Annotated in this window: 28 protein-coding genes; 26 read left to right on the top strand and 2 right to left on the bottom strand. The window is 29.5% G+C overall.

Translation table 11 applies throughout. The features are described 5' to 3' along the window. Positions 1 to 141: 141 nt before the first annotated feature. The gene (locus tag B3N22_RS09075; protein WP_286906428.1) at positions 142 to 1,167 is read left to right on the top strand and encodes a sugar ABC transporter substrate-binding protein; all 1,026 of its coding nucleotides are present in this window, start codon (positions 142 to 144) and stop codon (positions 1,165 to 1,167) included. Positions 1,168 to 1,374: 207 nt separating this feature from the next. Here B3N22_RS09075 and B3N22_RS09070 read toward each other — a convergent pair whose 3' ends face one another. Then, positions 1,375 to 1,623 (bottom strand): hypothetical protein, encoded by a 249-nt coding sequence (locus B3N22_RS09070; RefSeq protein WP_073015930.1) that lies wholly within the window; start codon positions 1,621 to 1,623, stop codon positions 1,375 to 1,377. Positions 1,624 to 1,817: 194 nt separating this feature from the next. Here B3N22_RS09070 and B3N22_RS09065 point away from each other — a divergent pair, with 194 nt between their 5' ends. The 23 genes from B3N22_RS09065 (at position 1,818) to spoVM (ending at position 22,063) form a co-directional block, all read left to right on the top strand. Next, a complete protein-coding gene (locus tag B3N22_RS09065; protein ID WP_073015931.1) occupies positions 1,818 to 2,069 on the top strand; it encodes a phage holin family protein in 252 nt (83 codons plus the stop codon). Positions 2,070 to 2,240: 171 nt separating this feature from the next. Beyond that, positions 2,241 to 2,432: an aspartyl-phosphate phosphatase Spo0E family protein gene (locus B3N22_RS09060; protein WP_021802167.1), complete on the top strand. Its 192-nt coding sequence runs from the start codon at positions 2,241 to 2,243 to the stop codon at positions 2,430 to 2,432. A 101-nt stretch (positions 2,433 to 2,533) separates the two neighbouring features. Next, positions 2,534 to 3,088 carry a hypothetical protein gene (locus B3N22_RS09055; protein WP_286906426.1) on the top strand — a complete coding sequence of 185 codons (555 nt, stop codon included), beginning with the start codon at positions 2,534 to 2,536 and terminating at the stop codon, positions 3,086 to 3,088. A gap of 131 nt (positions 3,089 to 3,219) precedes the next feature. Then, positions 3,220 to 3,393, top strand: coding sequence for a Spo0E family sporulation regulatory protein-aspartic acid phosphatase (locus tag B3N22_RS09050; RefSeq protein WP_021802165.1), 174 nt, complete (start codon positions 3,220 to 3,222; stop codon positions 3,391 to 3,393). Positions 3,394 to 3,411: 18 nt separating this feature from the next. Next, positions 3,412 to 5,022: a putative bifunctional diguanylate cyclase/phosphodiesterase gene (locus tag B3N22_RS09045; protein ID WP_286906424.1), complete on the top strand. Its 1,611-nt coding sequence runs from the start codon at positions 3,412 to 3,414 to the stop codon at positions 5,020 to 5,022. A 283-nt stretch (positions 5,023 to 5,305) separates the two neighbouring features. After that, positions 5,306 to 6,688, top strand: coding sequence for an NCS2 family permease (locus tag B3N22_RS09040; protein ID WP_286906423.1), 1,383 nt, complete (start codon positions 5,306 to 5,308; stop codon positions 6,686 to 6,688). Between the two features lie 159 nt (positions 6,689 to 6,847). Further along, the gene (locus B3N22_RS09035) at positions 6,848 to 7,729 is read left to right on the top strand and encodes a YicC/YloC family endoribonuclease (protein WP_238904622.1); all 882 of its coding nucleotides are present in this window, start codon (positions 6,848 to 6,850) and stop codon (positions 7,727 to 7,729) included. 14 nt (positions 7,730 to 7,743) lie between these two features. After that, positions 7,744 to 8,013 carry an extracellular matrix/biofilm regulator RemA gene (gene remA / locus B3N22_RS09030; protein ID WP_021802161.1) on the top strand — a complete coding sequence of 90 codons (270 nt, stop codon included), beginning with the start codon at positions 7,744 to 7,746 and terminating at the stop codon, positions 8,011 to 8,013. Beyond that, a complete protein-coding gene (gene gmk / locus B3N22_RS09025) occupies positions 8,013 to 8,651 on the top strand; it encodes a guanylate kinase (protein WP_073015936.1) in 639 nt (212 codons plus the stop codon). The genes remA and gmk overlap by 1 nt, the downstream gene beginning before the upstream one ends. Continuing rightward, entirely contained in the window at positions 8,632 to 8,850 is a 219-nt protein-coding gene (gene rpoZ / locus B3N22_RS09020) for a DNA-directed RNA polymerase subunit omega (protein ID WP_073015937.1), read from the top strand. The genes gmk and rpoZ overlap by 20 nt, the downstream gene beginning before the upstream one ends. 2 nt (positions 8,851 to 8,852) lie before the next feature. Beyond that, positions 8,853 to 10,043, top strand: coding sequence for a bifunctional phosphopantothenoylcysteine decarboxylase/phosphopantothenate--cysteine ligase CoaBC (gene coaBC / locus B3N22_RS09015; RefSeq protein ID WP_286906420.1), 1,191 nt, complete (start codon positions 8,853 to 8,855; stop codon positions 10,041 to 10,043). 51 nt (positions 10,044 to 10,094) lie between these two features. Further along, positions 10,095 to 12,296 carry a primosomal protein N' gene (gene priA, locus B3N22_RS09010; protein WP_286906438.1) on the top strand — a complete coding sequence of 734 codons (2,202 nt, stop codon included), beginning with the start codon at positions 10,095 to 10,097 and terminating at the stop codon, positions 12,294 to 12,296. Between the two features lie 9 nt (positions 12,297 to 12,305). Then, a complete protein-coding gene (def, locus tag B3N22_RS09005; RefSeq protein WP_021802156.1) occupies positions 12,306 to 12,749 on the top strand; it encodes a peptide deformylase in 444 nt (147 codons plus the stop codon). An 11-nt stretch (positions 12,750 to 12,760) separates the two neighbouring features. After that, positions 12,761 to 13,696 carry a methionyl-tRNA formyltransferase gene (gene fmt, locus B3N22_RS09000; protein WP_286906417.1) on the top strand — a complete coding sequence of 312 codons (936 nt, stop codon included), beginning with the start codon at positions 12,761 to 12,763 and terminating at the stop codon, positions 13,694 to 13,696. Positions 13,697 to 13,708: 12 nt separating this feature from the next. Beyond that, on the top strand, positions 13,709 to 14,392 hold the full coding sequence (locus B3N22_RS08995) for a zinc metallopeptidase (RefSeq protein ID WP_073015942.1): 684 nt from the start codon (positions 13,709 to 13,711) through the stop codon (positions 14,390 to 14,392). A 7-nt stretch (positions 14,393 to 14,399) separates the two neighbouring features. Then, positions 14,400 to 15,716, top strand: a complete 1,317-nt coding sequence (gene rsmB, locus B3N22_RS08990; protein ID WP_286906414.1) for a 16S rRNA (cytosine(967)-C(5))-methyltransferase RsmB — start codon at positions 14,400 to 14,402, stop codon at positions 15,714 to 15,716. 8 nt (positions 15,717 to 15,724) lie between these two features. Further along, the gene (gene rlmN / locus B3N22_RS08985; RefSeq protein ID WP_286906412.1) at positions 15,725 to 16,756 is read left to right on the top strand and encodes a dual-specificity RNA methyltransferase RlmN; all 1,032 of its coding nucleotides are present in this window, start codon (positions 15,725 to 15,727) and stop codon (positions 16,754 to 16,756) included. Positions 16,757 to 16,773: 17 nt separating this feature from the next. Next, on the top strand, positions 16,774 to 17,490 hold the full coding sequence (locus B3N22_RS08980; RefSeq protein ID WP_286906410.1) for a Stp1/IreP family PP2C-type Ser/Thr phosphatase: 717 nt from the start codon (positions 16,774 to 16,776) through the stop codon (positions 17,488 to 17,490). A gap of 1 nt (position 17,491) precedes the next feature. Further along, on the top strand, positions 17,492 to 19,405 hold the full coding sequence (gene pknB / locus B3N22_RS08975) for a Stk1 family PASTA domain-containing Ser/Thr kinase (protein WP_286906409.1): 1,914 nt from the start codon (positions 17,492 to 17,494) through the stop codon (positions 19,403 to 19,405). Positions 19,406 to 19,778: 373 nt separating this feature from the next. Continuing rightward, positions 19,779 to 20,648, top strand: a complete 870-nt coding sequence (gene rsgA, locus B3N22_RS08970; protein ID WP_073015947.1) for a ribosome small subunit-dependent GTPase A — start codon at positions 19,779 to 19,781, stop codon at positions 20,646 to 20,648. Continuing rightward, on the top strand, positions 20,642 to 21,295 hold the full coding sequence (rpe, locus tag B3N22_RS08965) for a ribulose-phosphate 3-epimerase (RefSeq protein ID WP_286906408.1): 654 nt from the start codon (positions 20,642 to 20,644) through the stop codon (positions 21,293 to 21,295). The genes rsgA and rpe overlap by 7 nt, the downstream gene beginning before the upstream one ends. Then, positions 21,295 to 21,930 (top strand): thiamine diphosphokinase, encoded by a 636-nt coding sequence (locus B3N22_RS08960; protein ID WP_286906407.1) that lies wholly within the window; start codon positions 21,295 to 21,297, stop codon positions 21,928 to 21,930. The genes rpe and B3N22_RS08960 overlap by 1 nt, the downstream gene beginning before the upstream one ends. A 49-nt stretch (positions 21,931 to 21,979) precedes the next feature. Continuing rightward, on the top strand, positions 21,980 to 22,063 hold the full coding sequence (gene spoVM, locus B3N22_RS23700) for a stage V sporulation protein SpoVM (protein ID WP_139259290.1): 84 nt from the start codon (positions 21,980 to 21,982) through the stop codon (positions 22,061 to 22,063). Positions 22,064 to 22,144: 81 nt separating this feature from the next. Here the strand turns inward: spoVM and rpmB are convergent, their stop codons facing one another. Beyond that, positions 22,145 to 22,336, bottom strand: a complete 192-nt coding sequence (gene rpmB, locus B3N22_RS08955; RefSeq protein WP_021802147.1) for a 50S ribosomal protein L28 — start codon at positions 22,334 to 22,336, stop codon at positions 22,145 to 22,147. A gap of 192 nt (positions 22,337 to 22,528) precedes the next feature. Between rpmB and B3N22_RS08950 the strand changes: the two genes are divergently transcribed. Beyond that, positions 22,529 to 22,876: an Asp23/Gls24 family envelope stress response protein gene (locus B3N22_RS08950; protein WP_021802146.1), complete on the top strand. Its 348-nt coding sequence runs from the start codon at positions 22,529 to 22,531 to the stop codon at positions 22,874 to 22,876. Between the two features lie 14 nt (positions 22,877 to 22,890). Beyond that, the gene (locus tag B3N22_RS08945; protein WP_286906406.1) at positions 22,891 to 24,525 is read left to right on the top strand and encodes a DAK2 domain-containing protein; all 1,635 of its coding nucleotides are present in this window, start codon (positions 22,891 to 22,893) and stop codon (positions 24,523 to 24,525) included. Positions 24,526 to 24,545: the final 20 nt, after the last annotated feature.

Below are 24,545 nucleotides of genomic sequence, written 5' to 3'. Positions count from 1 at the left end.
GAGCCGGTGGTACTTGACTTTATAAACTTTTTTAGAGATATGTCTTGTGGTCAATTTGTTGTGAAGAAAAAATAAAAAGTATCTTAAAAAGGCTTAAAAGAATATTTTAATTATATATAAAATAATTAACAGGGGAATAGTATGGAAAGTTTTATTTCAAAAACCTTAAATGGTTCATTTAAATATATAGATTTAAGAGAATTAGGTATAGAACAATTAAGAGAATGTAATTTTATGAATAAAAAAAATAGAGATAATGAACGTGTTGGTATTATTTTACCTAATCAGCGAGAAGAAAGATGGAAAAGAGATAAATCTGCTATGGAGAAAGAAGGAAAGATAAGAGATCTAAGTTTGATATTTGAGTATAACGATTTTGAAATGGATAAGCAAATTGAAGCAATTAACAAATTAATATTAGAAGAGGTGGACGTATTAATTATATGTCCAATAAATGGAGAAGGAGAACCAGAGGCCATTGAGAAGGCTAAAAAGAGAGGTATTAAGGTAATATCGTATGATGTACTTGCAATGAATAGTGATATAGATTTATTTGTTTCCTTTAACCTTATGAGAGTAGGAGAACTCCAAGGTAAATATCTTATAGGAAAAGTACCTAGAGGTAACTACATTATTTTATTAGGGGAACCAAATGGAGAGGTTTTTATAGAAGGGGCAATGGAGTATATTATGCCCTTAGTTTATACAGGGAATATAAAAATTATCACTCAAGAAAAGGTAGAAAGATGGAGTCCTGATTACGCTTATAATATTGTAAAAAATTCTTTAATTCAATATGAAAATAATATTGATGCTGTCTTGGCTCCGAACGATGCAATAGCAGGAGCTGTAATAGAGGCCTTGGACGAAGAAAATTTGGCTGGAAAAGTTGCTGTAACCGGTCAGGATGCAGACATTTCTGCAATTAGGAGGATTATTGAAGGTACTCAATCCATGACAGTACTTAAAGATACTAATGAATTAGCCTGGGTTGCTATAAATGCCGCAATTAAATTAATAAAAGGTGAACAGAAAATCACGTATAAGTCAGTTAATAATGGAAAGATAAATGTTCCTTCAATACTAACTAATCCAATATTAGTTGATAAAAATAATGTATACTCTATTCTTAATGAAACAGGATATTATAAAAATTATATTATATAAGATATTAAGTTGTTAGACTTTTTTATTATAGAAAGTCATATTTGAAGAAGCCTAAGCTTCAACAAATATGACGCTACAAAAGGGGTAATTTATATATTTGCGTATCGAGAGGATACCAATGCTTTGAAACGAAATACATGCCAATTAGTAAAGTTACTTTTAGGAAGATGATACATCTATAGTTTAGTCGAAATATATAAATTTATACTATTTTTTTTTGCTTTTTGAGGGACTTGAAAGAGCCTCAATTTTATCATTTAACTCATCTAATTGCTTTTTAAATTTTTCTTTTACTTTAATAAGTTGTTTTATTTTTGGATCCAAATTTTTTAATAATTTAGTATTATTAGACTGATCATCTTTTAAATTATCTATATCTTCACTAATTGTTTTATAACCAAAATCTAATTCAGAATAGATCTTATCTAGCAATTCAAGTAAATCTTTATCTTCCAATTATAGACACTCCTCTAACTAATAATAAGGCTTATAGTATTAGTATATATTTAATATGTTAAATATAGAATTGAGTTCAATTTTAAGCAACAAATTAATTAAACTTGAATATATAATTATTAAGGAAATTTTTTTACTAAAGAATATACCTTATTATAAACTTTTCACTTTAAGATTTAAGGGGTGAGTCTAATATGGATTTTGTAAGTTTAATTACAGATAATGCACTTATTTTAGTGCCTGCATTATATGTCTTAGGAATGATATTTAAGGGAACTGAAAAGATACAAGATAAATATATACCTTTGATATTATTGCCAATAGGAATAGCTGGTGCAATTGCTTTAATAGGATTTAGTGTACAAGGATTTGTACAAGGGATATTAGTAGTTGGTGCAGCTGTTTATGCTAATCAATTGGTTAAACAATTTAAAAAAGATGAATAATTGGGGAGTATATCCTCCCTTAAACTATGGAATTTTAGTTCTTTATAAAAATATTATTATAATTGACATAAATAATGTTCAAATATTAAAGAGATGAATAATATAGTAGTGAGAATGTATATAAGTATTAAACCTATAAATAAGTTTATAGTAAAAACTTAGGAGGAAAACATGGGAAGAATACTTCTTTTAATAGAAAAAAAAAGATTTGAACTAAATAAAGCTATAGAGATATTTGGGATTAATGATTATAGAGTTTTAATTATAAGTGAAGAGCTTGATAAATTGATAACTATAGAACAACGGATGAGGCTATGGCTAGCATATACTGGATTTTATACTAAAATTAATATGGTAAAATAAAGATACCTTCTTAGCCCTTAGGGGCTATTTTTTTATATACATAATATGGTATAATTAACTTGTTAAGGTGAATAAACTAATTAATTTTGGAGGTGTTATTTATGGATAATCTAAGTACAATAGCAATTTCAAAAATAGCTGATATATTATCAACAGGTGATATACTGGTACCTACAGCAGGGATTTGGGAGAAAATATTTTGCAATTCTGGATTAAGTAGTTATTATGAAGAGAGTAAAGAAAATTTAGAGGTTGTTTTTATGAATAATAAATACACACATAATCCTTTATGTTATTCTGAACTTAAGAAAATATTTATAGAATTATATGATAGTAATAATATTATGGAAGTATTACAAAACATAATAGATAAAATAAGTATATATAATGTGTTTCATGAAAATATTAATTTAAAAATGAACATTACGTTTTATATGGTTGATATAGTAGAACATTTAAAGAAAAAGGTGTTAACATATAGATTAAAAATACTTGATAAGTATCCAAGTAAAGAATTTAAAGAATTAAGAAATAATATAAGAGATTTGGGATTTGATTTTATTTTTAAAGAAGGAGAAGATATAAAACTAATTATTGTAGCTAAAGATTTATTACAAGAAAAATTAAATGCAAGTTTAATAAATTCAGCATCCTAATGAAAACATTTACCTATATAAATAGACTAAGAGTACTATAAAAAAGTACTTTTAGTCTATTTTTTTATAATTTAATATATGTGAGTATTTAATTCAATTATGGATAAAATTATATTTAGGAGGTGTTTAAAGTGAAAAAAGAAGAAATTATATCTATTCATATAGATATATTAAGAGAAAGACTTGAGCATTTAATAGAGATAAAGGAAAATAATTTAATAGATGAAGAAGTAATTTATGCTAGTAATCTTTTAAATGAAGCGTTAAATAAATATAATAATTTGGTTCATAACGTAAAGATTTAATTCTGAATAGGTGACGAAATGTTTAAAAATTCATTTAACTTAAGAAAAGTAAAAAAATATAAAGACTTAGGAGCTGGAATAAACCCAAGAAAAGAAGCCTTGAAAATAGCATTAGTTTATTTAATATTAGGAGTATTCTGGATTAAAACATCAGACTTCTTATTAGAAAAACTGGCAAAAGATAATAGAGTTTATTGGGCAATACAAACATATAAAGGGTGGATATATGTCTTAATTACTATGTGCGTAATTTATATTTTAATTGCTAAAAAAATATTGTTATTAGAGAAAGCTTTTGTTGAACTGAATAATAGTAATAGAAAATTAGATAAATTAGCTTATTATGATACCTTAAGTAATCTACCTAATAGTGCTTTTTTTAAACTTACAGTTAATGAGTTAATAGATAATAAAAATATAAAAAACAACAAGTTTGCTTTGGTATATATAGATATTGATGATTTTAAAAACATAAATAATACTTTAGGATACACCTTAGGAGATAAGCTTATAATATATATATCAAATATATTGAAATATCAAGTTAAAGAAGAGGATTTTGCATCTAGGTTTGGTGGAGATGAATTCACAATTCTTTTTACCAATATTGAAAAGAATGTTGATGTTGTTTATAAAATAGAAGAGCTTTTAAATATACTCAGAAGACCTTGGAAACTGGAGGGTCAAGAGTTTTTTATTTCCTATAGCGTAGGAATAGCTATTTATAAAGACCATGGAAGTGACTTTAATGAACTTCTTAAAAATGCTAATACAGCTATGTTTGAAGTAAAGCGTAGAAGTAAAAATGGATATACTTTTTATAATCATGATATGGAAAAAAGAATTTTGGAAAAAATTAATTTAATTAATGAAATGAAACATGCTATTGGTAAGGATGAATTTATGTTGTATTATCAGCCTATAATAAGATTAGAAGACAATACCGTTTATGGTTTTGAAGCCTTAATAAGATGGTATAAACCGAATAAGGGTTTTATATCTCCCATGAATTTTATACCTTTATCTGAAGAGATAGGGTATATAGACCAAATAAGTAGGTGGGTATTAAAGTCAGCTTTTGAGCAAATAAAAGAGTGGAGAGAAAATGGAGTAAGTGGTTTAGTTATAGGAATAAATATATCAGGAAAATTACTAATAAATGATGATATAGTAGATTATATAGCTGAGCTGCTAGATTTATATAAAATAGATAGTAAAAGTATAAAATTAGAGATTACAGAAACGGCAATAATGACTAATTTAGAAGAAGCTATAAAAGTACTTAGAAAAATGAGGTCTATGGGATTACAATTATCTCTTGATGATTTTGGGACAGGATATTCCTCATTAACATATCTAAAAAAGTTACCTATGAATATGGTAAAGCTTGATAAAGAGTTTATAAATAATATTTTTTCAAGTGATCAAGATAAAATAGTTGTAGAGTCTGTAATAAATCTTATAAAGGATTTAAAGTTAAAAATTGTAGCTGAGGGAATAGAGACAAAAGAACAGTTAGATTTTTTGAAGAATAATCAATGTGATTTTGGGCAAGGGTATTATTTTAGTAAACCTGTGCCAAAGGATGAGTGTATACATATTATAACAAACATTAATTGTCTAAAATGATTTTGAGAGACTGCAAGAATTAACTTAGTAGTCTTTTTATTTTTTTCAAAAGATTAATTTTAAAATTTCATAATAAAAACTTAATTTGTCTATATATAATTCGACATTAATTAAAAAGTGCGAATATTAAGCTTGAGCGAAGTGGTTAAAATTTGAGTATTGACTAATTTAAACTAATTGATATATAATAATATTCGTTGATTTTGTTTCTCACACAAATTAAATAGACTAATTTGTCATATTATGTGTGGAAACACAATATATTAAGAAAAGGGGATTAATAATGGAAAAATTGACTTTAAAGGAAAAGTTTCTTCCTATTTTTACAAATAAGAATGTTGATTTCAAAAAAGAAATAATAGCTGGAATTACAACATTTTTAACAATGGCTTACATAATAGCTGTTAACCCATCTATTTTAAGTGCAACAGGAATGCCTGTAGGAGCATTAGTTACAGCAACTTGTTTAACTGCTGGTGTAACAACTATCTTTATGGGATTATATGCAAATTTACCTTTTGCTTTAGCACCAGGTATGGGCTTAAATGCTTATTTTGCTTTTTCAGTATGTATTACAATGGGAATATCTTGGGAAATAGCATTAACAGCCGTTTTTGTTGAAGGAATTATTTTTATATTTTTATCTTTATTTAAAGTAAGAGAAGCAGTTGTAAATGGTATACCAACTAATCTAAAACATGCAGTTACTGCTGGTATTGGATTATTTATAGCATTTATAGGTTTTACTGGTAGTGGCATTGTTGTGAAAAATGACTCTACATTAGTTGGAATGGGAAGTTTTACAACACCTTCAGTTGTTGTTACCTGTATAGGACTATTAGCTATCGTTATTATACAAAAGAAAAATATTAAAGGAGCAATGCTTCTAGGAATAGTAGTTTCTACAGTGGTTGCATGGGGATATGCATTAATTAATCCAGAAGGTGCCGCTGCATTTAATATATTCTTGCCACAAGGTATCTTTAAGTTTGAATCAATTGCACCAATAGCTGGTAAAGTTGACTTTGGCTACATGATGGATCCAAACAACATTTTAAACTTTGTTGTTATAGTATTTACATTTTTATTTGTAGATTTTTTTGATACAGTTGGAACTTTAGTTGGTGTTGCATCAAGAGCTAAGATGTTAGATAAAGATGGAAACTTACCTAATGCAGGAAGAGCTTTATTAGTGGATGCTATAGGTACTACAGCAGGAGCTTTAGTTGGTACATCTACAGTAACAACATATGTTGAAAGTTCAACTGGAATCAGTGAAGGAGGAAGAACTGGGTATACTTCTATAGTAACAGGAGTATTATTCTTAATTGCTATGTTCTTCTCACCATTATTTATAGCTATACCATCTGCTGCTACTGCGCCAGCACTAATTTATGTTGGATTTTTAATGATGGGAGCAGTTAAGGAAATAGAGTTTGATGACTTATCAGAAGGAATACCAGCATTTTTAACTATTGCTTTAATGCCAATGACTTACAGCATAGGTGATGGTTTAACTATAGGTGTTTTAGCTTATGTATTTATAAATGTTTTAGTGAATTTATTTTCTAAAAAAGAAGATAAGAAAAAAGTTTCACCAGTTATGATAGTACTTGCTATAATATTTGTAATAAAATTAACACTTCATTATTTTACTGCAGTATAATACTTAGTAAGTTATTTGATTGGCCATTACATTTTGTGATGGTCAATTTTTTACGAATTTAATTGTAAACTTTCTGTTAACAAACCATTGACCTAAGGTGTCATAAGGGTATATTATCTTAATATAGCTTAATAAACAAACTCTTAAGGGGGATAAAAAATGGCAAGAAGCATGACTGGATTTGGTAGATCCACTAGCGCTGAAGGTAGCGATAAAATATTTACTCTAGAAATGAAAAGTGTAAATCACAGATATTTAGATATAAATATCAGGATGCCTAAGTCTATGATAAGTTTTGAAGATAGAATAAGAAGAATATTATCTCAGAGTTTAAATAGAGGTAAAATTGATTTATTCGTGAATTTAAAAAATTATCATAAAGGAGATCAAGTTACTAAATTTAATGAGAGTTTAGCTGATAGCTATTTTAAATCCTTATTAGAGATAGAAAATAGATACGATGTAAAAAATGATATATCTGTTTCATTAATTGCTAGATTTCCAGATGTTATAATGGTTGAAGAAAAAGAAGAAAACATAGAAGAACTATGGAGATGTCTTGAACCTCTACTTCATGATGCTGTTACTATGATGGTAGATATGAGGGAAAAAGAAGGAGCTAAGCTAAAGGAAGATATTATCTTAAAAACTAGAGAAATAAAAGAGCTAGTTAAGAGAGTAGAAGATAAATCAGGTACTATTGTTGAAAGTTATAAGATAAAATTGCAAGATAGACTTAAAGAGCTAAAGAACATAGTTGATATTGACGATAGTAGAATAGCGATGGAAATAGCTATCTTTGCTGACAAGGCATCTATTGATGAGGAAATAACTAGACTATATTCCCACATAAATCAAGTGGTTGAAACATTTGATTTAAGTGAACCTATTGGAAGAAAACTAGACTTCATAATTCAAGAAATGAATAGAGAAGCAAATACTATAGCTTCAAAATCATCCGATATTGAAATAACTAACATAGTTATTAATATAAAAAATATAATAGAGAAAATAAGAGAGCAGACTCAAAATATTGAGTAACTAGGAGGAAAGAAATGAGTATTAAATTAATTAATATTGGGTTTGGAAACATAGTTTCTGCTAATAGATTAGTTGCTATAGTTAGCCCAGAATCTGCCCCAATCAAAAGAATCATACAAGAGGCAAGAGATAGGGGTATGTTAATAGATGCTACATACGGAAGAAGAACGAGAGCAGTTATAATTACTGATTCAGATCACGTTATATTATCAGCTGTACAACCAGAAACAGTGGCTCATAGATTATCAGCTAAGGATGAGGTTGTAGATGAGGTTGATGAATAATGACAGAGGTTACTAGAGGTTTGTTAATAGTAATTTCTGGACCGTCAGGAGCTGGAAAAGGTACTATATGTAAGGAATTATTAGATAAAAATGATGATTTATACATATCTGTTTCTGCAACTACACGTAATCCTAGAGATGGAGAAATAGATGGAGTTAATTATTACTTTATAGATAGATCTGAATTTATGAAAAAAATTGAAGCTGATGATTTTTTAGAGTATGCTGAAGTTTATGGTAACTTTTATGGTACTCCAAAATCTAAAGTTGAAGAAATGCTTTTAAGTGGTAAAAATGTTATATTAGAAATTGATATTCAAGGAGCACTTAAAGTAAAAGAAAACTCAAAAGAAGGTATTTTTGTGTTTATTCTTCCTCCATCTATGGAAGAATTAAAACAAAGAATAATAAAAAGAGGTAGTGAAACTACAGAATCTCTTATGACTAGATTTAAATCTGCGTATCAAGAGATTAATTATGTATCAAAATATAATTATGCAGTAGTTAATGACCAAGTAGAAGAAGCAGTTAAAAAGATTGAAGCAATACTTACTGCTGAAAAATGTAGAGTAGACAGAATAAAAGAAAATATATTAGATTCTAAGGAGGGCGTAATCCATGAGCAACTCTATGATTAATCCATCAATAGTAGATTTATTGAAAAAGGTAGATAATAGATATTCACTTGTTATTGTTACTTCAAAAAGAGCTAGACAATTAATAGACGGTCAAGAACCAACTATTAAGGTTGATTCTAAAAAATCACTAACTATTGCTATTAACGAAGTTAATGAAGGTACAATAAGTTTTGAACAAATAAAAGAAGGTTATAAATAAAAATGAATAATAAATGTGTGGTTATTGGAGTTTCAGGAGGGGTAGCAGTATATAAGGCCCTTGAAGTAATATCTAGGTTAAGAAAAAAAGATATTGAAGTTAGAGTAATAATGACTGAATCAGCACAAAAATTTGTAACCCCACTAAGTTTCCAATCTTTAAGTCAAAATATGGTTACTACAGATATGTTTGATGAGCCTAAGGCTTGGGAAATTCAACATATATCTTTAGCTAAAAAAGCAGATCTAATGCTTGTATTACCTGCTACAGCAAATATAATAGGAAAGGTAGCAAATGGAATTGCAGATGATATGTTATCAACTACAATTATGGCCACAAAAGCACCAGTAGTTTTTGCGCCTGCTATGAATACAAATATGTATGAAAATCCTATTGTGCAAAATAATATTGAAAAACTAAAAAGTTTTGGATATGAATTTATTGAACCTGCTTCCGGTAGGCTTGCTTGCGGGGATGTGGGAGCTGGAAAACTTGCAGATGTTGAAGATATTTATGAGTTTGTTTTAAAAACTTTATATAAAACTAGCGATTTAGAAGGTAAAAAGGTGTTAATAACAGCTGGACCAACTATATCACCAATAGATCCAGTAAGATTTATTACAAATAGAAGTACTGGAAAAATGGGTTATGCTATAGCTGAGGAAGCAAGAAATAGAGGGGCAGAAGTTACTTTGATTTCTGGACCTACTAATATAAAGCCGCCATATGGAGTAAAGACTATAAAGATTTCTACTAATGAAGAAATGAAAAATGAAGTTTTAAAATATTTTGATGAAACTGACATAGTTATTAAGTCAGCAGCTGTTGCAGATTATAAAACTTTAACCTATTCAGAGCAGAAAATTAAAAAAGGTGAAGGGAATTTAAACTTGGAATTTACTAGAGATAGTGATATACTTAGTATTCTAGGTGAAAAGAAAACTTCGCAAATATTAGTAGGCTTTGCAGCTGAAAGTAATAACTTAGAAGAAAATGCTACAAGAAAATTAATCAAAAAAAATCTAGATTTAATAGTTGGAAATGATATTACAGCTAAAGAAACTGGATTTGGATCTGATGATAATAAAGTTATATTTATTTCAAAAACAGGAGAGAAAACTGTACTTGATAAGATGACTAAACTGGAAGTAGCAAAGAAACTATTTGATGAAATTATAAAAATTAAGGGTTAGTAAATATTTAAGCTCTCTATGTAACCATAGGGAGTTTTTTTATAAAGGGTGATGAAGTTGTTTGCTCAAGTTGTTATAAATAATGATGCAGTTAGTGTAGATAAGTTATTTACATATAAAATTCCAGAAAAGTTTGTTAATGATATAAAGCTAGGACATAGAGTTCTAGTTCCTTTTGGCATGGGAAATAGGTTTTATGAAGGTTTTGTTATAGGTATTCAGGAGAATAATGAAAGTGGATTTAATAATATTAAGTCTTTAATAAATATTTTAGATAAAGAACCTATACTAAAAAACGAAAGTCTTCTACTATTTGAATTTCTGGTTAATAGATATCTATGTAAAAAAATAGAAAGTATAAGGCTTCTTATCCCTACAGGAATAATGAGAGGGGTAAAAGAAAAAAAGAAAGAAGTTATATGCTTTAATAAAGAACTTGATGGCAAATTAGAATCTAAAGATGAATACATAAAAATAGTAGATTTTATAAAAATAAATAATGGTAAGTATATGAAAAGTCAGTTAATAAATGACTTTAATTACTCTTCTTATATGATTAATAAACTGATATCTGAAAAATATCTTATTAAATTAGATGAAAAAGTCAATAGATTAGATAATAGAGAATATGACTTTTATGATACTTTTGAGTTAAATGAAGAGCAGCAAAATGCATTTAATAATATAGTTTTTTCAAAAGAAAAGTTATTTTTACTAAAAGGGGTAACTGGAAGTGGAAAAACAGAAGTATATATGAGATTAGCTAAAAAGATGCTTGAGGAAGAAAAAAGCACCTTGATATTGGTTCCAGAAATTTCATTGACCCCTCAAATGATAGAAAGATTTAAAGGAAGATTTGGGAATTCGGTAGCAGTATTTCACTCCAAATTATCTCAAGGAGAAAGATTTGATGAGTGGCACAGGGTATCTGAAGGAAAAGTTAAACTAGTTGTAGGAGCAAGAAGTGCAATATTTCTTCCTTTTAAAAATTTAGGACTTATTGTTGTTGATGAAGAACATGAGGGAACGTATAAATCCGAACAGAACCCTAAATATCATACAAGAGAAGTAGCAGAATATCTTAGTGAGATAAGTGAATGTAAGGTAGTTTTTGCATCTGCAACACCTTCTGTAGAAAGTTATTATTATGGTTTAACTGACAAATATAAATTAATTGAACTTAAAAATAGAGTTGCAAGTAAAAAAATGCCTAAGATGAAGATTATAGATATGAGACAGGAACTTAAAAATAATAATAAAAGCATGTTTTCTAGGGAATTATATGAAAAAATATCTTTGAATCTTAAGGATAAAAATCAAAGTATTATTTTTTTAAATAGAAGAGGACATTCGACTTTCGTGTCTTGTAGGCAATGCGGGTATGTGTATAAATGTCATCATTGTGACATATCTATGACCTATCATAATAATGGATACCTAATATGTCATTACTGTGGAACTGCTAAAAAAATAGATAATAATTGCCCTAAATGCGGTAGTAAGTATATTAAATATTTTGGCGCAGGCACTGAAAAAATTGAAGGTGAAATAAAGAGACTTTTCCCTAAAGCAAGAGTTTTGAGGATGGATGTTGACACTACTAGAAATAAAAATTCTTATGAAAAGATATATAATTCCTTTAAAAATGGAGAAGCAGACATTTTAATAGGAACTCAGATGATAACAAAAGGTTTAGATTTTCCTAATGTTACTTTAGTTGGTGTAATAGCCGCTGATATGTCCTTAAACCTTCCTGATTATAGATCGGCTGAAAGAACTTTTCAGCTTATAACTCAAGTGGGAGGACGAGCGGGTAGAGGAGATAAAGAAGGGGAAGTTATAGTACAGACTTATACTCCTGAACATTATTCAATTATTCACTCAATGAATAATGACTATGAAGCCTTGTTTAAGGAAGAAATAGTAATGAGGAAAGATTTTAATTACCCTCCTTTTGGAAAGATATTTCTTATCCATTGTTCATCAAAAAATGAGGAGCTATTAAAAAACTTTATGAAAGAACTTGGTAATCATCTTAATAAAACTCTAGGAGAATATGACTTAGAAATGCTTGGACCTTGTTCTTCTATAATATCAAAAATTAAAGAGAACTATAGATGGCAGATAGTATTAAAAGGTGATTTACCTGAGGAAACATGTAAATTTATCAAAGATAGGGTTTATGAAATCTACTCTAATGTATATAATGAAATAAGAGTATCTATTGATATAAACCCAAACAGTTTAATATAGGAGGAAATTATGGCTAAAAGAATCATAAGGATAGTCGGAGATGAACTATTAAGAAAAAAAAGTAGAAAAATTGATGAAGTTAATAATAGAATAACTACATTAATTAAAGATATGTTTGAAACCATGTATGCTGCAAATGGAATTGGGCTAGCAGCACCACAAGTAGGTATACTAAAAAGGTTGTTTGTTATAGATATAGGAGAAGGTCCATTAGTTTTTATAAATCCAGAAATATTAAGTACAGAAGGTGCTGTATGTGATATCGAAGGATGTTTATCTATTCCAAATGAGCAGGATGAAGTTGAGAGACCAGAAAAAATAAAAGTTAAAGCTCTAAATGAAAAAGGTGAGGAATTCACTTTAGAAGCAGAAGGGCTGTTAGCACGTGCTATATGCCATGAAAATGACCATTTAGATGGTATATTATTTACAGATAAAATTAAAAGTAAGTAGGAGGGAAATAGATGAAAATAGTTTTTATGGGAACACCAGACTTTGCGGTGCCTTCTCTAAAAGCTTTAATAGAAAATCATCAGGTTGAGGCAGTTTTCACTCAACCTGATAAACCAAAAGGAAGGGGAAAAAAACTTTCCTTTTCCCCAGTTAAAGAAGAGGCTTTAAAACATTCTATTAAAGTATATCAACCAGAGAAAATAAAAAATAATGAAGAACATATAAAAGCACTTAAAGATATTACTCCAGACTACATAATTGTAGTCGCTTATGGTCAAATATTAACTAAGGAAATACTAGAAATACCTAAATATGCTTGTATAAATCTTCATGCATCTATATTACCTAAGTTTAGAGGTGCTGCTCCTATAAACTGGGCAGTTATAAATGGAGAAAAAACTTCAGGAAATACAACAATGCTTATGGATGTGGGATTAGATACAGGAGATATGTTGTTAAAAGATGAGGTGGAAATAACACCTTATATGACATCTGGTGAACTTCATGATATTTTAATGGATAGAGGAGCAGGACTATTATTAGATACAATTAAAGGTTATACTAATAATGAAATTATTCCTATGAAGCAAGATGGTAGCTTAAGTTCCTATGCATCTATGTTAAATAAGGAAATTGCTAAAATAGATTGGAATAAAACTGCTTTAGAAATTCATAACATGATTAGAGGACTAAATCCATGGCCTATAGCATATACAACTTATAAAGAACAAAATATGAAAATCTTTAAAAGTGAAGTAATAGATGAAGATAAAACTTCAGAAGATATAGGTAAGATAATAGATGTAACTAAAGATGGAATAAAGGTTTCTTGTGGAAAAGGAATACTTCTTATAAAAAGAGTTCAATTTCCAAATGGAAAGCCACTAGACATAAGTCAATATTTAAATGGAAATGAGATCGAGAAAAATATTATAATAGGAAAATAAGAGGTGATATTTATGTATTGGTTTGATCCAACAATGATTATTTTGTTACCAGCAATAATACTTTCTCTTTGGGCACAAGGAATGGTAACATCAACATTTCAAAAGTATAAAAGAGTAAGGAGCTTTAACGGGCTAACTGGTGCTGACGTTGCTAGAAGTTTATTAGATGCTGCTGGGCTTTTTGATGTAAGAATAGAGCAGGTTCCAGGCTCTTTATCCGATCACTATGACCCTAGAGCTAGAGTGTTAAGATTATCAGGAGATGTTTATGGAAACACATCTGTAGCATCTATAGGGGTTGCAGCTCATGAAGTAGGGCATGCTATTCAACATAACGAAAAGTATGCTCCACTATTATTTAGAAATGCTATTGTTCCAGTTGCGAACTTTGGTAACTATTTTTCGTGGATATTAATACTTATAGGGATTTTCTTCTCTATGACTAATTTAATATACTTAGGAATAATATTTTTCCTTGGAGTAGTAATATTTCAATTAGTAACTCTACCAGTAGAGTTTGATGCTTCTAAAAGAGCCATAACTTTATTAGATACAAGAGGAATATTAATAGGCGATGAAGTTAATGGGGCAAGAAAAGTTTTAAAGGCAGCAGCTATGACTTATGTTGCAGCAGCGGCTACAGCTATTATGCAATTAGTAAGACTTTTATATATAGCAAATAGATCGGATGATTGAGGTAAAAATGAATAGTAGAAAAATTGCACTAAAAGTATTGGATGAAGTGCTAAATAAAGGAGCATATTCAAACTTAGCTTTGAATAATGCTTTCAAGGATGCTTCACTAGAACAAAAAGATAGAGGCTTTATTACAGAGATTGTTTATGGAACAATTAAGTATAAAGAATCAATAGACAGCATAATATCCTTGTATGTAAAAGATGTTAATAAGATAGATAGAAGAGTTATAAATATTTTAAGATCTTCTATCTATCAGCTAAAATACTTAGATAAAGTTCCAGAATATGCAGCTGTTAATGAAGCAGTAGGAATTGCAAAGAAATTTTCTCTTTCTACCTCTAAGTTTGTTAACGGAGTACTTAGGAATTTTATAAGAAATCTAGATAAAGAGCCAGAGTTTAAGAAATTGAACTCAAAACTAGCCTTTAAATACTCATTTCCTTTATGGATGGTAGATTTCTTTATAAAGCAATATGGAAATGAAAAAGCAGAAGAAATCCTAATAGGGCTTAATATGACACCTAAGTTAACTGTTAGAGTTAATAATTTAAAAGGGGATTATCAAGAAGTTTTTGATAATCTAAAAAAAAAGGGCTACAAGGTAAGTGAAGGATATATATCGCCAGAAGCTATCTCAATAGATCGAGGTAGTTCTATAGAAAATAATGAATTTTTTAAAGAAGGAAAAATAATAGTTCAAGATGAAAGTGCAATGCTTGTATCTCCACTTCTAGATTTAGAAGAAAATATGACAGTTATGGATTTATGCGCTGCACCAGGGGGGAAGTCTACCCATATAGCAGAACTATTAAATAATAAAGGAAAGGTTTTATCCTTTGATATTCATAAAAATAAACTTTCTTTAATTAGAGAAAATGCAAAGAGATTAGGAATAAATATAATCGATGCTAGACAGCAGGATGCTACTAAGCTAAATGAGGACTTAGTAAATACAGCAGATAGAATATTATTAGATGTTCCTTGCTCAGGGCTTGGAATTATTAGAAAAAAACCAGAAATTAAATACCAAAAAACAATAAAAGACTTAAAAGATATAAGAGATATCCAGATAGATATAATGGAAAATGCCTGGAGTTACTTAAAGTCTGGTGGAGTAATGGTTTATTCCACATGCACATTAAATAAAGAAGAAAATGAATATAATGTTAAAGAATTCTTAAGAAAACATGAAAACTGTGAAGTTGAAAAGATATTTATTGGGAATTTACCTAATTTTATTTATAATGAAGATGGAACTTTAACAATATTACCTAATGAATTCATGGATGGATTCTATATGGCTAAGCTTAAGAAAAGGTAGGTGTAAAAATGAAATACCTATTAGATTTTAATCTAGAAGAGTTTAAAGAGGAATTAGTTGAAATAGGAGAAAATTCTTTTAGAGCAAAACAAATATTTCAATGGATATATAAAGAGGTTTATGATTTTGAACATATGAAAAACATCCCAAGTCCATTGAAAAGTAAGTTAAAAGAGAGTTTTGATTTATCTCTACCTAAAATAGTTGAAGAATATACATCTTCAAGTGATGGAACAAAAAAGCTCTTAGTTTCACTAAAAGATAACAATCTAATTGAATGTGTTATTATGAAATATAACCATGGAAACACCATATGTATTTCAACACAAGTAGGTTGTAGAATGGGATGTAAATTTTGTGCCTCAACAATAGATGGAAGAATAAGAAACCTTACACCAGGAGAAATGCTTGGACAGGTTTTACTAGCTCAAAATATAATGAAAGAAAGAATTTCTAACATAGTTCTAATGGGGAGTGGAGAACCTTTAGACAATTACGATAATGTTATGAAGTTTCTAGAAATAGTTAATGCAGAATATGGGCTAAATATTGGGCAAAGACATATAACTCTTTCCACTTGTGGGATAGTACCTAAAATATATGAACTTGCAGATAAAGGATTAAATGTTACATTAGCGATTTCTCTACATGCATTTTCAGATGAAAAAAGAAAAGAGATAATGCCTATAGCAAATAAGTATTCCATAAGTGAGATTATGGAAGCTTGTGAATATTACATAAAAAAGACTAACAGAAGAATAACCTTTGAGTATTCTTTAGTTAAAGGAATCAATGACTCCAAAGAAGATGCAAAAGCTTTAGGAAACTTGTTAAAGGGAAAACTTTGTCATGTTAATCTTATTCCTGTAAATAAGATTAAAGAAAAAGAGTACAGAAAATCAACAAAAGAAGACATAGACATATTTGAGAAAACTTTAAGGAAATATGGTGTAGAGGCTACTGTAAGGAGAGAGATGGGAGCTGATATAAATGCTGCATGCGGTCAATTACGAAGAAGTTATCTGGAGATTAGTAATTAAAATGAGGGGGAATTCTCATGATTGGATTAATTAGCGATGTCGGGAAAAGGCGACCAGTCAATGAAGACTATGCTGACTACCATGAAACAGACGAGTATAAACTTTTTATAGTAGCAGACGGCATGGGTGGACACAATGCTGGCGAAATAGCAAGTAAGCTAGCTACTGAAATCATTTTGGAGTATATTAAGGATAATTGGGATACCTTTAAAGAAGATTGTATATTAGAAAATGCAATTAAAGCATCAAATAAAAAAGTCTTTAGTGTTTCAAATAAAGATGAAGAGTTTAAAGGTATGGGAACAACTATAGCAGCATGTTTAATAACAGAATCAAATTTATACGTAGCTAATGTTGGTGATAGTGCTTGCTTTATGCTAGAAGACCATAAGCTTATTAAGGTTACAAAGGATCACTCACTAGTACAAGAACTCCTTGATAGTGGAAGTATAACAGAAGAAGAGGCATCAACTCACCCAAGGAAGAATATAATAACAAGGGCAGTTGGAGCTTATGAAGAGGTTATGGTAGATATCTTTAAATTACCTAAGGTAATGAAGAACAAGTATTTACTATGCTCAGATGGATTATTAAATGAAGTTACTAATGATGAAATAGAAAATATTTTAAATAACTATGATAATGAAGAGGCAGCTAAACAGCTAGTTACACTAGCAAATGAAAGAGAAGGCAGAGATAATATTACAGTTTTAGTGTTTGGAGGAGAGTTATAATATGGAGAATATCATATTAGGAGACAGATATGAACTGCAAGAGAAAATAGGAGAGGGTGGAATGTCTTTAGTTTATAAAGCTAGAGATAAAAAGCTAAATCGTTTTATTGCAGTAAAGATATTAAAGCATGAATTTATAGATAATGAGGATATAGTAGATAAATTTAAAAAGGAAGCAACGGCAATTGCTAACTTAAATGACCCTTATATAGTTAATGTTTTAGACGTAGGTTCTCAAGATGATTATAATTATATAGTAATGGAATATGTTAAGGGGAAAACCTTAAAAGAACTAATAAGAGAAAAAGGTAGAATTCCATATGATTTAGCTTTGAATTTTTCTACTCAAATAGCTAAAGCTTTAGATTGTGCACATAAAAATAACATCATTCATAGAGATATTAAACCTCAAAATATATTAGTTACTGAAGAAGGAAGTTTAAAAGTTACTGATTTTGGAATAGCAAAATCAACTAACTCTTCAACTATTACTAATACATCAAATGTAATAGGGTCAGCTCATTACTTTTCTCCAGAACAAGCTAAGGGGAACTATATAGATAGTAGAACCGATTTATATTCTTTAGGTGTGGTTATATATGAAATGGTAACTGGAAGAGTTCCATTTGACGCTGAGTCACCTGTTTCTGTGGCCTTAAAGCATATACAAGAAGAGGTTGTACCTCCTAAGAATATAAATTCAGCAGTACCAGAGTCCTTAAATAAACTTATATTAAAGGCGATGGAAAAAGAACAGATAAAAAGATATCAATCTGCAAAAGAAATGATAGTAGATTTAGATAAAATAAAAAATGATCCTAATACTATAATAGGTACAGTACCTGTTACAGAGAATGATTTTACAAGAGTTATGCCATCAGTTAACCCAGCAAATGTTGCAGCTGTAAAAAACTCAACTTCTAAAAGTAATGATGATTGGGAAGAAGACGAAGATGACTGGGACGAAGAAGAGGATGACTCCAAGAAAAAGAAAAATAAAACTAAGTTAGGAATTATATTAGCCCTTGTAGCTGTGCTTATTTTAGCTGGAGCAGCTATTACTACTTATTTCCTTACAACAAATAATAAAAAAGCAGAAGATCTTAAAATGCCTAAGGTAATAGGGCTAAAACAAGATGATGCTGAAAAAACTCTTAAAGATATGGGACTTGAAATGCTAGTAGCTGGAGAAGAAAAAAGCACTGAACCAGAAGGAACAGTAGTTAAAGCTAACAAAAATGAAGGTGATACTGTTAAAAAAGGTGAAACTATAAGAGTTTATGTAAGTGGAAAAGAAACAAAGAAAAAACTTCAAGATGTAACTGGATTAGACGAAAATCAAGCAAGAGCCTTTTTAGATAATGCAGGGGTAAAAATTAAAGAAGTTATTAAAGAATATTCTGATAATGTAGAAAATGGTAAAGTAACAAGACAAGATCCTGTAGGAAATACTGAGATAACAGAAGATACAAAAGTCACTTTATATGTAAGTCAAGGAAAGAAACCTGTAAATGTGCCAAAACTAAAAGGATTGTCAAAGCAAGAGGCTATAAATGCTCTTAATAGTGTGGGACTAAAAGCAGATACTATTACAAAAGACACCACAAACAAAAATGAGGATGGCAAAGTTATAGCGACTAGTGTAGGAGAAGGTAACCCTGTAGATGCGGGTTCTACAATAACTATTACCATAGGAGAATACAAAGATGATAATCCTGACATTGAACTAGGTTTTCTTGTTGGAAAAACTGTTCAAGAAGCAGCTGATTATATGGAATCTAAAGAGATAAAACCAAAAACTGACAATCAAAATGGTGATATTGTTGAACGTTTAAGTAAAACTAAAGCTAAAAAAGGCGAGACAGTAACAATATATACTAAAAAATCTGACACAACACCTCCAGCAACATCATAAGATTGAATAAATTTTAAGTAAAAGGTATTGCAAAATAATTATAAAAATTATTTTCAGCAATACCTTTTTATATTTTAAAATCTAAAATTTTAAATAAATTAAAGATAACAATGAAGTTGAAGACATAAATTATAGACAAAAACAAACCACTATAAAAATACAGCGGCTCGGCAGGAGCCGTCTGTATTTTTATAGAGAATTCAAGAAAAGAAGAATTCAAGAAAAAAGGAATCTAATGTAGTTTGAGAAGAAACTCCTACAGGTCAGAAGTGTAAGAATTTAAGAAAAGTTTTCAAATAAATGAGTAATTTATTTGCATTTTATACCTAAAAGTGTTTATTATAAGTATGTAAATAAAAATTTTGGAGGATATATGAAGGGAATTATTATTAAAGGTATTGGCGGTTTTTATTATATAAAAACTAATGAAGGGACATTTGAGTGTAAGGCTAGAGGTATATTCCGTCATAAGGAACAAAAGCCGATGGTAGGGGATTGGGTAGAAATTGAGGTTAATAACGAAGAAGGGGTAATCGAAAAGATTTATGATAGAACTTCTGAGTTAACTAGACCAACAGTTGCAAATGTTACTCAAGCTTTTGTGGTTTTTGCTATAAAGAATCCAGATTTAAATTTTGATTTACTTAACAAGTTTTTATTGTTATGTGAGTATAATTCAATAAAAGCTGTGGTTTGTTTAAATAAAGGTGATTTAATATCTGCAGAAGAGAAAGAAGTTTTAAAAGATAAAATTAATAATATTGGTTATGAAGTCATATTTATTAAGGCTAAGTTTAAAGAAGGAATAGATGAATTAAAAGAAAAATTAAATGACAATGTTACTGTTCTTTGTGGTCCTTCTGGAGCAGGAAAATCAACTTTAATAAATGTTTTAGGTAAAAGAAAGTTAATGGAAACTGGTGAAGTTAGTGAAAAAATAGGTAGAGGAAAACATACTACAAGACATAGCGAGCTTTTAGAGGCAGCAGAAGGTTTTATTGTTGATACACCGGGATTTTCAACCTTAGATATATCTTTTATAGAAAGAGATCAGTTAAAATATTATTTTCCTGAGTTTAATGAATATAACGATGGATGTAAGTTTACAGGATGCGTTCATCATAAGGAACCAGGATGTCTTGTTAAAGGAGCCCTTGAGGAAGGTCATATTAATAAATCAAGATATGATTTTTATATAAAAACTTTAGAAGAAGTAACAAACGGGAGGAAAAATAAATGGTAAAAATAGCACCATCAATATTATCAGCAGATTTCGCAAAACTTGGAGAGGATATAGTAGCTATAGATAAAGCTGGAGCAGATTTTATACATATAGATGTAATGGATGGAAACTATGTTCCTAACATAAGCATTGGATTACCTGTAATAAAATCAATAAGAAAATATACAGAAAAAACTTTTGATGTACATTTAATGATTGAGGAACCAGGTAGATTTATAGATGATTTTATAGCTGTAGGAGCAGATTTAATTACAGTACATTATGAAGCAGATAGACATGTAGATAGAACTATTCAATATATAAAAAGTAAGGGAATAAAAGCAGGGATTGTTTTAAATCCAGGCACTCCAGTAAGCATGATAAAGGATCTTATTCCAGCTTTAGATATGGTACTTATAATGTCAGTAAATCCAGGCTTTGGAGGACAAAAATTTATAGAGTATTCTTTAGATAAAATTGCTGAAGTTAAGGAATTAAGTGAGAAGTACAACAAAGACCTACTTATACAGGTTGATGGAGGAATTGACGTCTCTAATATAAAAAAGGTAGTAGATGCAGGGGCAAATGTTATAGTTGCAGGTTCAGCTGTATTTAAGGATGGAAAAGTTGAAGAAAATATAGCAGCTCTTAGAAAGAGTTTAGAGTAATGAAAATTTTAATTGTCTCTGGAGGTAAAGCACCTTCTAGGGAACTTTTGATGGAACAAGTTGTAACCTCATCTTTAATTCTAGGAGCAGATAGAGGCTGCCAAGTTTTAATAGAAAATGGAATCTTTCCAAACTATATTATGGGAGATTTTGATTCTATAGATAAGGAAGTTTATAAAAAGCTAAGAGATTTAAAGATTGAGATGTTTGAATTTAATCCTGAGAAGGATTTTACAGATAGTGAACTTGCTTTTGAAAAAGCTATTGAACTTGGAGCTACAGAAATTGTGCTTTTAGGATTCACAGGAACTAGATTAGATCATGTTTTAGCTAATTTAGGACTTTTAGATAAAGCTTTAGCTTTAGGGATTAAATGTGAAATCCTAGATGATAATAATAGAATATTTCTAGTAGATAAGGATATCATATTAAAAGGAAAAAAAGGACAAACCATTTCTTTTAATTTCTATAATACTGTAGTCGAAAAATTTAATATTAGAGGAGCGAAATATCCTTTAGTTGATTATAGATTTGATGGATTTACTGGAAGAACTGTATCTAACGAGTTTATAGATGGGGATATATCCATAACATTTAAAAGTGGAAAAGTTTTAGTTTTTTATACAAATGATTAGTAACCAATTTACCTAAACTTTCATATAATAAAACAGGAAGCTATTATATATGGGAGGAAAAATGAAAATAGTTGCAATAAAATTACCTAAGTTTGTATCAAAAATAATAAGAATTTTCTATAGAAAGAAATAATAAACTACATAAGACCCCTAGGGGTCTTTTCTTTTTTTATTTAGAGAAAAAGAAAAAAGCGTCTTTAGACGCTTTGTAAGGCTATATAGCTCTTTGAACTTTTCCTGATCTTAGGCATCTAGTGCATACATGAACAGTTTTAGGAGTTCCGTTAACTATAGCTTTAACTTTCTTTATGTTTGGAGCCCATGTTCTCTTAGAAGCTCTATGAGAATGGCTATATTGCGCTCCAGCAATTACACCTTTATTGCAAACTTCACATTTTCTTGACATACGAAAGCACCTCCTTGCTTTATGAAGATAGGCTTTAAATAAGACCTTATTATTCTAACATATTATGTATAAATTATGCAAGTAAAATATATAATTAAATGAAGAGATAAAAGCTAGAAAATGAAAATCTTGAATATTGCTATCAATTAATATAGAATAGATTATATGGATAAAGATTTAGGAGGAATTACCATGTTAGGATTAATCAATAATAATGGGAATGTGACTTACTCTGAAGAAGTAATCTCAAAGATAGTAGGTCTTTCAACTATGGAATGTTATGGTGTAGTAGGAATGGTTTCCAAGAATGCTACAGAAGGACTATGGGAATTAATAAGAATAGAGAATTTAAGCAAGGGTGTTAAAATAGCTTTTAAAGAAGAAAAACTTAACATAGAAGTTTTTGTTATGATAGAATATGGAACCAATATATCTACTATATCAAATAACATAATCCAAAAAATTAAATATAATGTTGAAAACTATACAGGATTAAAGGTTTCTTCTATTACTGTTAACGTTCAAGCAGTTAGAGTCTAGGAGGTAAAGTTACAATGAAGTACACTAAGATTAATGGGCAGCAATTTTACAATATGGTTGTAAATGCAAGTAATAAACTAGAAGAGCAAAGTGAATATGTAAATTCACTTAATGTATTCCCAGTTCCAGATGGAGACACAGGAACTAATATGTCAATGACTTTTAAAGCTGCCGTAAAGGAAATAGAAAATATAAATTCAACCAATATAGGCGAAGTATCAAAAAAGTTAGCTAAAGGAGCTCTTATGGGAGCTAGAGGTAACTCAGGAGTAATTCTTTCACAAATCCTTAGAGGTATATCTAGAGGATTAGAAGGAAAGGAAGAAGTAACTTCAAAAGAAATTTCATTAGCTATTCAAGAAGGTGCTAAATCAGCTTATAAGGCTGTAATGAAGCCAACAGAGGGAACTATATTAACTATTATAAGAACAGCTGGAGAAGCTGCAGTTTCTAATACTAATGTAGATATAACTGCACTTATGAAAGATGTATGTAAAGAATCAGAAGATATGTTAAATAAAACTCCTGATATGTTACCAGCTTTAAAACAAGCAAAAGTTGTTGACTCAGGTGGTATGGGATTGTTAATAATCCTAAAGGGAATGTATCAAGCTATTGATGAAAACATAGAAGCTAAAATAGGAAATGTAACTAAAGTTCAAGCTGGAGAAGTTAAAAGAGCACAAGAGCTTGTAGATCAAGACATCAAGTTTGGATACTGTACTGAATTTATAGTATTAGGTGATGGCTCAAAAGCGAAACAGTTACAAGATAAGATAACTTCTTTAGGTGATTCAATGATAGTTGTTGGAGATGAAGATGTTATAAAGGTTCATATACACTCAAACGATCCAGGAGCTGTTTTATCACATGCGGTTCAATTTGGAGAATTATCTAAGATTAAAATAGATAATATGAGAGAAGAACATAGAGCTTTATTAACAGAAGGATATCAGCCTACAGAGATAGCTGTTGAAGAAGAAGCTGAAAAGAAAAAATATGGCTTTATTTCAGTAGCTATGGGAAGTGGAATTAGTGATATTTTTAAAGATTTAGGTGTTGATTATATTATTGAGGGTGGTCAAACAATGAATCCATCAACTCAAGATATGATTGAAGCTATAGAAAAGATAAATGCTGATCATATATTCATATTGCCAAACAATAAGAATATACAAATGGCAGCTACACAAGCAGCTGAAATATCAGAAAAAGATGTAAGGGTTATCCCAACTAAAACTATACCTCAAGGTATTACTGCTATAACAATGTTTAATCCAGATGGAGAGGTTGAATCAAATGTAGATTCTATGAATGATTCACTTAGCGCAGTTAAGTCTGCATCTGTAACTTACGCTGTAAGAGATACAGAGATGGATGGAATAGAAATTAAAGAAGGTAATATATTAGGATTAGTTGAAGGTAAAATCAATGAAGTTGGAGATGAGGTAACTTCTGTAACTAAGAATGTTATAGATAACATCGTTGATGAAGATTCAGAACTTATAACTGTTTTTTATGGTGAAGATGTTAAGGACGAGGATGCAGAGAAATTTGCAGCTGAGTTAGAAGCTAAATATGAAGATTTAGATGTTCAATGTTATAAAGGAAGTCAGCCTTTATACTATTATATAATTTCTGTTGAGTAAAAAAGCGACTTTAGTCGCTT

The sequence above is a fragment of the Clostridium sp. UBA1652 genome, from assembly GCF_002320975.1.
GTDB lineage: Bacteria > Bacillota > Clostridia > Clostridiales > Clostridiaceae > Clostridium_T > Clostridium_T intestinale.
Note: the sequence above shows the minus strand (reverse complement) of the source record. Positions and strands in the feature narration are given on the sequence as shown.